The following is an 11774-nucleotide window of genomic DNA, read 5'->3' as shown; positions in this document are numbered from 1 at the left end:
GGATTCTTTTTCTTTTCTCCAAAAGCGGTTTGAATAATATGGTTAATCTCCGCATCAATTTGTTCTTCCTGCTTAATTACCGTTATGACAAATTCATCTTCTGAAGCAACAGTAGCCTGGATCCAGAAAGGCTGATCTAAACTAAAGTCTACCTCATCTCTGGCTTTTGAAATCAATTCCCAAAAAAACTGTTCAGTTCTCGCGGAACGTTGAAACAAGTCAGCAAGAGATATATTGCGATCTGCGAGCTCGGTAAAGGAGATAAAAATGCGAACCGTATTGTCATTTACCTTAAGAATACGCATAAATTCCACCTCTCCTTTCCATGGACATGATTGATAAAAACACGATTGCTTAATTATATTATATCATGAGACGTCAATAATCAATTCCATTAAATGTAAAACATAAGCTATGCTATTATATGAAACTGTCAGCTTGTCGGGTTAATACGCTGCATTGAACTACCTGTTTTTTCTGGTGAAGATAAGTGACTTCCACTAAATCGTTCTTATGAAGCTTATGGAAAGCAGCTGCATCAATACTTAACGTGAGTATCTCTTCTCCGCTGCGTAAAATGAGCGTATACTGTTCAGCTTCCGCCGCGAGGCTTTCAATGACCCCTTTCGATACTACCGGATCGTTCAGCCAATCCTGATTGTAATCCATAAACATCAGGGCGTAAATAAAAACGGTCAAGACCAGGAAAAACAATTTAGCTGCAGCAAGAAATTTGCTGAAGTGATTCTTTTCGGCCAACGTCTTTCTGAGGATAGAAAGACATTTTATCCCCATAAAAATGCAAACAAGAAAAAGACCGCTCAAAGCCGGCCAACTCATTTTTAAAAGATATAGATAATAGTCGATACGCACTACGACTAATCCTTTTTCACTATCTTTTCTTTATCAGCGCCGCATTCGGGACATTGTTTTGGACGACATCTTCCTCCAGAGACCTTTTTGCATACACTACATTCCCACATAGCCATACTTAGATGCCCTCCTTTTCTAATTTAATTTAAAATCAATTCAATCTAAATAATATAAATCAATACCTAAAAAAAGTCAAGTCAGCCTACCAAATCTCCAGTCACCAATAAACAGACAGATGGAGCCAATCAGGCCAAAGCCTTTAAATCTTCCAGCTCATCGGTTCTAAAGATGAATGCCGGATCAAGCTGAACTATCAGTCTGTCCGGGAGATTGACAATTCCTTTGATAAATGAGGCAGCGACCAAAGGAGGAGCCTGGATAACATTTTCAAGTGTCCTTACCTCAATGATTTCATCAACGGCAATGCCGACAATCTCATCATTAATTTTCATAATGATTGCAAAACCAGCCTCATTCCGGGACGGGATCTCAAATTTGGCATGCAGATCAATCAGTGGAATTGCCTGACCTCTGATAATAATAAGGCCTTTGACATTTTTCGTGGACTGGGGTACAGGATGAACTTCTGTCAGCTGTGTTATTTCCTGCACAACCTCAATCGGAAGGCCATATTCTTCGCTACCCAGCAAAAAGATAACGGATTGGGAGCCCATAGTTATCACCTCTTACGCATGTTCTGCTTTTTCAGAAGCCGATTACACCTTTCCTATTTCATTGACGGCTTTCTGTAAAATTTCATCATTGGTTTGGACCACTTTTTGGTTCGCTGAATACGAGCGTGTTACCTGAATCATTTTGACCATTTGCGCATTTAGGTCGACGTTTGATTCCTCAATAAAACCCTGTTCAACCCGGATGTTTTTCGGCAGCATTTCCGTAGGCTGATTCTGGCTATTATAAAGACTCGTAAGTCCGTCACGATACAGATCTTCCGCAGGGATGTCCACAATTGTAAGTCTGTCTATAACCTGACTGCTCTCAGTACTGACAATTGTTCCATCCTGCAGAATGGTGAAATCGTCCGGCAAAGGGCCGATTGCTCCATTTTGGCCAAGAACAAGATTACCGCCTGCTGTTCTGAGCACGCCGGAAGGATCAACCTGAAAATGTCCGTTTCTGGTATAACGTTCCCCGTCAAGCGTTTCAACGGCGAAAAAGCCGTCACCGTTAAGCGCCACATCGGTCATATTCCCGGTTTCCCGGATCAAACCTGGTTCTGTGCTGTATAAGATTTTCTCCGCATAGACACCCGTTCCCATGATTCCGAGCGGAACATTCTCCGAAGGCTTGTCACTCGTCGTAGAAGGCGTGAGCCTGCTGACCAGCAGACGGGGAAAAGAAGTGACCCGCTCACTTTCCTCCAGATAGCCGGGATTGTTTATACTCTCCAAATTCCGGTCTATCGCATCACTTTGTTGGTTATTTAAGATCATTCCTGAAGATGCCGTATATAATCCCCTTAGCAAAAAAGCTCACGCTCCTCAAACGAACGTCTATTCTTGGATGGCTATTCTTGAATTGCCTGTTTCAGCATGGAAAGATGCATCGTCAGCATCCTGGATAATGAATTGTATTGAAGGGTATTTTCTGCAAGCCTGGTCATCTCGAGGTCAATATCCACGTTATTTCCGTCATTGCGGTAGGTGGTATTCTCATCCTTAACTACAAAGCCGTTTGAAGTCAGCCCTGTCCCGGTAATCGGGATATGGCCGGGCTCTGTGCCGGATACTACTGCTGTATTGTTCATGCTGTCCATCGTAGCCTGCAGAATTTTATCAAAACTGACATCTGACCTTTTAAAATCGGGCGTGTCATTATTAGCAATATTGTCGGCTAAGACACGCTGACGCAGTCCGAGTCCGTCCAAACCGCCCTCAAGTAAATTAAAAATCGGACTATCTAGCCAACCTGCCATACTCATCTCCTCATCGCAATGGTTTGGACCGTCATCTCATCTTGATCCTGCCTTAGCCTTAATTCCACCTGATATGCTCTTTGAATCTGAATCAGATCCGTAATCGAGCTTAACAAATTGGCATTGGATTTTTCCAGCATACCACTCTTAATAATTCCACAGCCGTCCTCACCTGGGATTTTTTCAACTGCTTTACCTGAAGCATCGGTAGACAGGAAAATATTATTGCCTGTTTGTTCCAGACCATTAGGGTTAGCAAATTGAAAAAGCAGCACTTTACCTAATTGAACTCTATCGTCCTGGCTTTCTTCATCATTAGAAGCGTACTCTGTATCCTCTTCTGATGTGGCTATCTTTACACCACTGATAATCCCTTTATCATCTATACTGATCTCTGAAACATCCCCGGGCATAGTAATCCGCGGCTCAAGCAGCATACCTTGGTTATTTACCAAGTTACCCGCACCGTCCTTGCTAAAAACTCCTGCGCGTGTATACCCTAGCTGTCCATTCGGCATTCTAACCTGAAAAAAACCATCCCCGACAATAGCCATGTCAAAATCATTACCTGAATTCGCAAGGTTACCCTGGCTAAAATCAAACCGGTTTCCGGTGTAGAGATTAATATTCAAAACCGGTTTTCCGCTTCCCGGCACACCACCATACAGTGCTATTGTATTGCTGTAATCCTGCGCATCATAGCCTTCTTCAACGGTGAGCAACTGCGCTTTAAACCCTGAAGACAGATTATTGGCCATGTTATTACCGACCCGGTCTATTCTGCTTTGCAGGGTACGGAGATATTCTGTGGATACCTGCATATCCTTTACTCCTTTTACTCTTTCGTCGCAAAATAACATTCAAACTCATAAATGTTTAATCATCTAATTCTCTGTGAAAGCATAAATTCCTTTAATCTTTTGATTACATCTTTTTATTGCATCTTTTAATGTACACGATTTATAGCTGGATTATTAGTTCCGCTTCAAGTCGATCAGTTCCTGCAGAAGCGTATCGGATACCGTAATTACCCTGGAATTGGCCTGGAATCCGCGCTGGGTCACGATCATGTCCGTAAACTCCTGGGAAAGGTCTACATTGGACATTTCGAGGTAATTCGGGATAATCATCCCGCGACCCTTTACTCCCGGCGAATCGACTACTGCAGATCCGGAGTTATTGCTCTCAGAGTAATAGTTGTTTCCTTCTGCAGTTAAACCACCCGGATTCGGGAATGTCGCAATGGCGATTTTAAACATCGCCTTCGTCACCGAGTATACTCCGTCAGAATAAACGCCCGTAACGACACCGTCCTGACCGATACTATAGCTCGACAAAGTATAGCCGGGAGCGGTTGTTGCATCCAATACTTGGCCCAAAGTAAAATTAATGTCCCCGGTAGCCGCTGCCCAATCAGCAGGTGAAGCAGGCGTATTGATTGTGACAGGTGTTCCCGCACTGACCGTCGAAGCACTGGTATATCCCTGAACTTTAGCCCCGGTTCCAACATTAATCAAAGTGCCGCCTTTATCAAAATCAAAATTGCCAACGCGGGTGTACACATTGTTTGTCCCGGTATTCAGTACAAACATTCCTTCTCCCTGGATCATCATGTCGGTGGCTTTTCCCGTATATTGCGAACTGCCCTGGCCCATGACTTTATCCACGGAACCAAGGATGCTGCCTAAACCGATGTTGACGCCGTTCGTTCCCCCCATCGTTGTTGTCGGTGCGGAAGCTCCGCGAAGCTGCTGTCCGAGCATCGTTGCAAAGCTGGCCCTCTGCCTTTTATAACCGGCAGTATTCACATTCGCAATATTATTACCGATGATGTCCATACTGGTTTGATGATTTTTCAGACCGGTAATGGCTGAATATAATGAACGCATCATAAGGCGTTACCTCCAATAATTATTTTTTATTCCGTAAAGAGATCAGCGGTTCCGGCTTCTCTTATTTCCAGAATATCTTCCATACCCAGCGCTTGGTCGCCGATCATCAGTGTTAAAGAACCCTCCGACCATTTAACCGAGGAGATTGTTCCCGTGATTTTTTCCGTTTCCCCATCGGTCGTGATTTGCCCGACAACCTCTTTGCCGATCATCGCAGCACCTTGGGTAAGCAGCGATTGGCTGTTTAACGTAACCATACTTTCCTTCAATTCATCAATCGCCGTTGCCATATTGCCCATTTGTTCCAGAGAGCTGAACTGAGCAAGCTGGGCAACAAACTGTGAATTGTCCATCGGAGACATTGGATCCTGGTTTTTCAACTGAGCAATCAAAAGCTGAAGAAAAGCCTGTTTATCCAAAGCTGCATTGTCGGTACTGCTTTTGGTGTCTGTGGGTTTGGTTGTATCCGTCGTCGAACCGGTTACATGATAAACGCTTGCCATCATTTCCTCCTCGTTTTAGACACTGACATTAATGTGATTGCCCTGAATATTTGAAGTCAGGTAAGAAGTAAACACCGGCAAAATACCGCCTGCCTCTTCTTGAAGGGCTGAGGCTGTCTCCTGCGGACCGCGGTAATGGTTCCTGTCCCGTGAAGACTGCTGGTCATTCTGACGGTAGCCCATTTCCAGCGTTCCGCACGAAACACCGATCTGGGCAAGACCGTTCCGAAGGTCCTGCAGATTGTTCTGGAGCAAAGATCCCGTAGCCTGTTCAGAAGCATTAAAGACCAGATGCAGCTGCCCATTTTCCAGCTTCATTGATACATTCAGCTTTCCAAGGTCCTGCGGCTGCAACTGAATGGTGAGCTCCTTAATCTCCTGAGAATTCAGACCCTGTTTGTTCAGGGTGTCCAAAACCTGGTCCCAGACCATTCCTGCATTAAACGATCCTGCTTTGACACTGTTTAAATCCACCGCTATCGTGGAAAGCGCAGCATCGGTCTTGGTTCCCGAGCCAAAGATCTGGTTGGGGTCTACCATACTGTCCATCGCGTGGTTTTGAGCGTCATCGGCCGTTGCAACACCGATTAGGGTATCCTGGGCTGCCGTGTCCAAATTGTCTGCCCTGTACTTATCTTGAATCAGAGATAATTTATCGGACAGCCAGTTAAGCAGCTTCGCATTCGTATTAAAAACGTTTGTTGCTTGATTATTCTGGTTTTTCTGTGAAATAATTTCCCCAGAAAGTTCTTTTAAATAACCTACTATATTATCCAACTCCGCTGGATCGAGAGAATCGGCTGTCGAACCAGAAATCCCTTTTAGTCCGAAAGCCTTCAGGTAATTCCCAAGGTGCAAACCTTCACCCTTAGCCATAATCTTATCGGGTTGCCCTGCTGATGAGGATAGAACCTCTTTCAAGGCTTGTTCAAACATCATCCAGGCAGCATTGCTTTCTTTTAGCGCTGAACCTGACACCCGGGAACTATTTTGGTCTCCGTTTGATCCGGAAGTGGCCTCCATGCCAGCCGGAAATAAATTTTGAAGAAATTGCAGATACGTGCCCAGTTCCGAAGCCACCCCGTCAGAAACGGTGTCTTCTCCGGAATCGAAATCCGAACGATCTCCCGCCACTTCTCCAAGCGTTTGTTCATCAGCCTTGCTGGAAGGATCCAAATTATGCATAAAAAGCGCAAACAGAAGGTTGTTCTGGTCTATGTCCTTCCCTTCTTTTCCTGCTGCAGAATCCGTTTTTGGTCCTTCAACATTGACAGGCGTCAAAACTACATTCATCCTTTCACCTCCTCGTACTGCTATTCAATATATCGGCAAACTTTCGTCCGGACTTTAGTGTCTGTCAAATAAAAAACCATTTTGTCCTCCAAAATGGTTTAAAAAATATTTTTTTTCTGTCTCCCGAGATAGCCCCGTAACCGTAAGATGGCTTGAGAATGAATTTGGGAGATCCGCGATTCCGATAAGTTCATCACCGCCGATATCTCTTTTAAAGTCAACTCTTCCCGGTAATATAAAGCGATCACCAGCTTTTCTTTCTCTGATAATTTCTCAATGGCTTCTGTCAAAATTTGTTTCTGCTCCTCTTTTTCGATCTGGCCGAACGAATCCTGCGAGCTCGGGTCGATGATCAAATCAAGAGGTGAACCGGTGATATCCTCGTTATCATGGAAATTGACATCTTCGATGGATACAAGTGTCATATACTGTCCCTGCAGCAAGGTCGCATTCAACTCATCAACGGAAATATCCAGATGCCGAGCTGCTTCTTCCAGTGTTGGGCTGCGTCCGAGCTGGTTTTCCAGCTGAGCATAACCCTGCGTAACCTGTTTAACCTTCTGACGGGCCGAATGCGGAACCCAATCCATCGATCTTAATCCGTCGATGATCGAACCCCTGATTCTTAACGTTGCGTACGTTTCAAATTTCACGCCGCGGGAAGGGTCAAATCTCTGAAGCGCATCCAGTAATCCAAATACGCCGTAACCGAATAAGTCTTCCTGATCAATATGTTCCGGCAGTGACATCGCCAGCCGGCCTGCAATCCTTTTCACGAGCGGCAGGAACTTCTCTAAATGCTCTTCTGTCCATACAGCTTGTTTGGGTGTATTATATTGTCCTTGATACATGCGGCTTACACCTCCTTACTGATCATCACTCCAGCCCATTTTTCTGACAATCTCCGCTCTGGCCGCTGCATCCGGCAAATGATCCATCATCTGGTTGGTGATTTGGCCCGGAACCTGTTTTTTCAGTGACTGAAGGCTCTCTTTCGGCTGCCCCGTCTCGTGGGGAGCGTTTTTATCCTGACTTTCAGTATCCCCTAGGAAGATATCGATTCTGGAAGACGGTTTTTCTTCTTTAGCCGGAGGAGCAGCTCCGTTCCATAACAGAATAAGCCCTTTTCCTAAAAGATAAATAAATATAAAAGCCAGTACGGTTCGGAGTATAATAGCCGGATAACGATAACCGTTGAAGATGGAAAACACCAGAACAATTCCGGCGCTGACAACTGACAGTCTGAATGCGTTTTTTTCAAGCTTTTTATCAGACTCTGCCATTAGATCACCTTTTCCCCATGGTTAATCGTTCTCACATGCAAATCGCCGGATTGAATATCAAAAGTGATCGTCCGCCCGAAGCTGCCGCCAACGTCATAGACGAGCAGAGGAACCCCGACCTTCTTTAATTCCTGTTCCACTGCCTGCGCGTTGCGCTCTCCGATTTTCAAGAGCGGTGCCTTATTCCCAAACGAAAACATCTGAGACCCACCGGCCATTTTGGCTTTGAGTCTCGATCTCATGACCCCTAACTTAACCATTTCCTCAAGCATCATGGCCAAGCACGTATCAGCATACTTTGCCGGATTGCCCTGAAGGCTTTCCAAAGAGCTTGGAAGCATAATATGGGCCATTCCTCCGATCTGGGTTGACGGATCATAGACACATATCCCGATACACGAACCCAGGCCGGCCGTCATCAGCTTGTCAGGCGCTCTTCCTACTTTGTAATCAGCCATCCCTACAACGATCATCTTGCTCATATACCGAATACTCCTAATAATTTATCAAGTGAACCTTTATTCGGAATAAAGAAAAATTTTCCTTCCACCTCTTTAACTCCGGATAATTTCGTATCTATGATCAAAACGTCGTCATCGATCATCCCTTCTTCCAGCAGGACACCGTCAATCATCGCGCCGACCATGTCGATGGCCATGGCCGGAACGGACGGCTGAAGAAAAACTCCGGAAAACTTGGATAATGCAATCACGAAGGAACTAACCAGAATATTTCCGACTTCCTGCAGTGCCGACTGCGCCATTTCGTCCTCAAAAATATCCGGGCGTTCCGGAAGCACAAGCAATTTCTGGGCAATAACCCTGGCGCTTTCAGTCGGCAGGACAAATATGGCCTTTCCGGGGGCATCACCTTCAACTTTAAGATAAAGGGCCACCTGGACCGTATCGTACTCACCAAGCGCCTCGTTAAGCTTTTCGAGTGGCACAAGCCAAACTTTCGGAACGGACATATCTATTCTTGCCTGCAGCAGCTTAGAAAGTGATGTTGCCGCATGCCCGGAACCTATATTCCCAATTTCCTTAAAGGCTTCCAGCCTAATTGCAGATATCTCCATGTTCAAACCAATCCTTTCTTACGCATCTCTCGTTGCAGCTCAAAAACATAGGAAATGATTTTATCACGCATTCTTTCAGAAATCTCATAAAATTCCGCTGAAACCAGGAAAGCATTTTTTTCTTCTTCTTTCACGCAACGAACGACGATTGCCGGAATCTGCATCGGCGTATCCCCAATGACAGGTTCCACTACAACCAGCGTTTTTTCCGGTACACACCCTTTCGTCTGAAAAAGCAAACCGCCACCGCTTAAATCATGCATAAATCCTTTCTGCTCAATCCCTAAACCTTCTTTTTCCACGGTCCTATATTGAAGAGGACTGACGACTTGGATCCTGACATATTTTCTTCTTTGGACTTTGGATATCTTTTCCGGAAATTCAATGATAAACGTTGGAATAGGCACAGAAAACCTTTTAATCAGAACGGTCGAAAAGGAATATGCCGACAGATCGTCGACAAATACAACTTCCAACGCGGTTCCCTCTCTGAGCGGAATAAACTGACCATCAACAACCGGTACCCCGATTGTTATGATTTTTTGCCCAACCTCTTCAACCCTGGTCTTATATCTGCCTTGATATTCTCCTTCAGGGACTACGATTTGGACACTTAAGCCCTCATAGATTTTGTCTTTATAGAGCACCTTCATCACTCCCCAAATAGCGCTCTGACCAGGCATGTCATTTTCGTTTGACAAAAGACGTTATTTTAATTTCAACAGAGAAGAAATAAATCCTCTAATCCCGCTGTTTTGAGTCGGAGGCTGCATAAATACGCCCGCAACATTTCCTGCAATCCATTGGACGCATTGGTAAGCATAACTTTGAGGATACAATAGCCCGACCGGCTTTTGTTCCATCACGGAACGCCCGACTGACGGGTCATCGTAAACCCATCCCAATAAACTGATGGGCATACCCAAAAACTTCGTAACCGCATGCTCCAGTCTTTCATAGGCCTGCCTGGCTTCCTCCTCACTCTTGACCCGATTCACCACAATATTGAGGTTCACTTTTCCGGTCGGGCTTTTGATTGATTTGATCAGCCCATAAGCATCGGTCATGGAAGGCGGCTCCGGCGTCAGAACGAGAATGACATCGTCCGCAGCACTGATAAAGTTCAATACGGTATGTCCTAAACCAGCTCCGGTATCAATCAACAGAATATCCGCCATTTTTTCGAGACGGCCAAGATTAACAAGAACATTTTTCAGCTGTCCCCTGTCCAAATTGGCGAGCTCTACCATCCCGGATGCTCCAGGCAATACTTTGATTCCTTTGCCAATCGGGTAAAGAATATCTTCAATTCTTTTTTCGCCGATAAGCAGATGCTTAATATTGTATTTCGGTGTGATCCCAAAAGCGACATCAACATTAGCCAACCCGAGATCACCGTCCAGAATGATCACCTTGTAATTGTATTCAGCCAGAGCGAGGGCCAAGTTCACCACAAAACTGGTTTTGCCCACACCGCCTTTCCCGCTGCTGACTGCAATGACCCGCATATTTTTTGGTACCGTAACTTCTCTTTCTCTCGCCATCTGCCGGAGTGTACTGGCCTGGTCATACATATGGATTTTCCTCCCCAAGAACGTACCGGGTAAGTTTCTCGGAAGTAGCCGCATCAATATCATCCGGGACATTCTGTCCGTTTGTTAAATAAGCAACAGGCAAATTGGTTTTTGCCAGGAGATCAAGTATAGAACCGAGAGAAAAGCTCTCATCCAGCTTCGTTAAGATCAGATGCGTAGATAATTTTTTAAATGTTTCATAGACTTTCATCTGGTCAGCCAGGTTGGTCGTAACACTCATGACAAGCATTGTCAGATCCGGTTTGGCCTTGTCCAGAAAAGCTTCCAATTCATCCATATGAAGGTCGTGCTGTGGACTGCGTCCGGCTGTATCAATAAAAATAAGCTCTTTGTCGGCATGGATGTCAATCGCTTCTTTTAACCCTTCCGGCGTCATAACGACTTCAACCGGAACACCGATGATTTCTCCGAAAGTTCTGAGTTGTTCCACTGCCGCTACTCTGAATGTGTCGGCTGTTATCAGCGCGACCTTTCTTCTTTCAATGATGCTGAAACCCGCCGCAAGCTTCCCAATGGTTGTTGTTTTCCCGACTCCGGTAGGTCCTACCATCGCGACCACCAGTGTCCTGGATTTGCTGGGCCTGATAACTTCGGTATTTGAACATAGCCGCTCTACTTGATTTTCCAACAGTTCAAATACTTTCACATTATTTTTCCATTGATCTTCGGTTAGATCGTTTTTAATTGGCTCGAGCAGTTCAGCGGCAGTCTCTCTGCTGGCCCCTCTATCCATCATAAAATGAATCCAGTCCGAATACGGTTTGGATTCGGCACTGATGTTTGCGTCCCCTTTGGTGATATGCCCTTTGATTTCTTTCAGAATCGTGTGCATTTGTTTGATTTCGGACTGGGCATCATCGGAAATACCCTGCTCTCTCGTGTTTTCATTTTCTTTTTCCCTGTAAGCTTCATATGCCTTTTTTATCGCATCCGTATTAACGACTTTGACAGGTTCCTCCTCTACTGGCTTCATCGCGGCATGGTTCGGCTGCCTATCTTCAATCGCTGCGGTAATTTCCACTTTTGTACGCGCAAAAAAACCCAGGAATCCGCCTTCTTTAATTTGGCGGGTCTGCAGAATCACTGCCTCTGACCCAAGATCTCGCTTGATCTTCCCCATTGTATCCGCCACATTGTCACCGATAAACCGTTTCACCCTCATTTAATCCAACACCACCATTCCAAGAGCCTGAACCTCTATTCCCTGTACAAGTTCATTATAAGACAGGATGACCAGGTGAGGAAGCTGACGCTCTGTCATTCTTTTTAAACTTATCCTGACCACAGGAGCACACAACATTACGGGATTGTGTCCCTGCAGCAT

At 45.2% G+C, this 11774-nt stretch carries 17 protein-coding genes; all 17 read right to left on the bottom strand.

Annotation, left to right across the window (positions count from 1 at the left end):
* Nucleotides 1–305, bottom strand: a 305-nt coding sequence (locus NC238_15830) for an adaptor protein MecA (protein MCM1567376.1), incomplete at its 3' end; no start/stop codon positions are given.
* A gap of 115 nt (nucleotides 306–420) precedes the next feature.
* On the bottom strand, nucleotides 421–873 hold the full coding sequence (locus tag NC238_15825) for a hypothetical protein (protein MCM1567375.1): 453 nt from the start codon (nucleotides 871–873) through the stop codon (nucleotides 421–423).
* Between the two features lie 245 nt (nucleotides 874–1118).
* Nucleotides 1119–1547, bottom strand: coding sequence for a chemotaxis protein CheW (locus tag NC238_15820; protein ID MCM1567374.1), 429 nt, complete (start codon nucleotides 1545–1547; stop codon nucleotides 1119–1121).
* Between the two features lie 42 nt (nucleotides 1548–1589).
* The gene (locus NC238_15815) at nucleotides 1590–2360 is read right to left on the bottom strand and encodes a flagellar hook-basal body protein (protein ID MCM1567373.1); all 771 of its coding nucleotides are present in this window, start codon (nucleotides 2358–2360) and stop codon (nucleotides 1590–1592) included.
* A 41-nt stretch (nucleotides 2361–2401) separates the two neighbouring features.
* On the bottom strand, nucleotides 2402–2809 hold the full coding sequence (gene flgB, locus NC238_15810) for a flagellar basal body rod protein FlgB (GenBank protein MCM1567372.1): 408 nt from the start codon (nucleotides 2807–2809) through the stop codon (nucleotides 2402–2404).
* Nucleotides 2810–2811: 2 nt separating this feature from the next.
* Nucleotides 2812–3630 (bottom strand): flagellar hook-basal body complex protein, encoded by an 819-nt coding sequence (locus NC238_15805; GenBank protein MCM1567371.1) that lies wholly within the window; start codon nucleotides 3628–3630, stop codon nucleotides 2812–2814.
* 153 nt (nucleotides 3631–3783) lie between these two features.
* Entirely contained in the window at nucleotides 3784–4701 is a 918-nt protein-coding gene (locus NC238_15800) for a flagellar hook-basal body complex protein (GenBank protein ID MCM1567370.1), read from the bottom strand.
* Nucleotides 4702–4727: 26 nt separating this feature from the next.
* Nucleotides 4728–5204 (bottom strand): flagellar biosynthesis protein FlgD, encoded by a 477-nt coding sequence (locus NC238_15795; GenBank protein ID MCM1567369.1) that lies wholly within the window; start codon nucleotides 5202–5204, stop codon nucleotides 4728–4730.
* Between the two features lie 15 nt (nucleotides 5205–5219).
* Nucleotides 5220–6497 carry a flagellar hook-length control protein FliK gene (locus tag NC238_15790; protein ID MCM1567368.1) on the bottom strand — a complete coding sequence of 426 codons (1278 nt, stop codon included), beginning with the start codon at nucleotides 6495–6497 and terminating at the stop codon, nucleotides 5220–5222.
* A gap of 98 nt (nucleotides 6498–6595) precedes the next feature.
* The gene (locus NC238_15785) at nucleotides 6596–7348 is read right to left on the bottom strand and encodes a FliA/WhiG family RNA polymerase sigma factor (protein ID MCM1567367.1); all 753 of its coding nucleotides are present in this window, start codon (nucleotides 7346–7348) and stop codon (nucleotides 6596–6598) included.
* Between the two features lie 15 nt (nucleotides 7349–7363).
* A complete protein-coding gene (locus tag NC238_15780) occupies nucleotides 7364–7780 on the bottom strand; it encodes a hypothetical protein (GenBank protein ID MCM1567366.1) in 417 nt (138 codons plus the stop codon).
* A complete protein-coding gene (locus NC238_15775; GenBank protein MCM1567365.1) occupies nucleotides 7780–8262 on the bottom strand; it encodes a chemotaxis protein CheD in 483 nt (160 codons plus the stop codon). Before NC238_15775 ends, NC238_15780 begins: the two co-directional genes overlap by 1 nt.
* Nucleotides 8259–8855: a chemotaxis protein CheC gene (locus NC238_15770; protein ID MCM1567364.1), complete on the bottom strand. Its 597-nt coding sequence runs from the start codon at nucleotides 8853–8855 to the stop codon at nucleotides 8259–8261. The genes NC238_15775 and NC238_15770 overlap by 4 nt, the downstream gene beginning before the upstream one ends.
* A gap of 2 nt (nucleotides 8856–8857) precedes the next feature.
* A complete protein-coding gene (locus NC238_15765; protein MCM1567363.1) occupies nucleotides 8858–9508 on the bottom strand; it encodes a flagellar brake domain-containing protein in 651 nt (216 codons plus the stop codon).
* Nucleotides 9509–9562: 54 nt separating this feature from the next.
* Nucleotides 9563–10429, bottom strand: coding sequence for a MinD/ParA family protein (locus tag NC238_15760; GenBank protein MCM1567362.1), 867 nt, complete (start codon nucleotides 10427–10429; stop codon nucleotides 9563–9565).
* A complete protein-coding gene (gene flhF, locus NC238_15755; GenBank protein ID MCM1567361.1) occupies nucleotides 10422–11612 on the bottom strand; it encodes a flagellar biosynthesis protein FlhF in 1191 nt (396 codons plus the stop codon). The genes NC238_15760 and flhF overlap by 8 nt, the downstream gene beginning before the upstream one ends.
* A partial coding sequence (locus NC238_15750; GenBank protein ID MCM1567360.1) for an FHIPEP family type III secretion protein occupies nucleotides 11613–11774 on the bottom strand: 162 nt, incomplete at its 5' end.

This window comes from Dehalobacter sp. (assembly GCA_023667845.1).
Classification (GTDB): domain Bacteria; phylum Bacillota; class Desulfitobacteriia; order Desulfitobacteriales; family Syntrophobotulaceae; genus Dehalobacter.
This window is presented reverse-complemented; position numbering and strand designations above follow the sequence as displayed.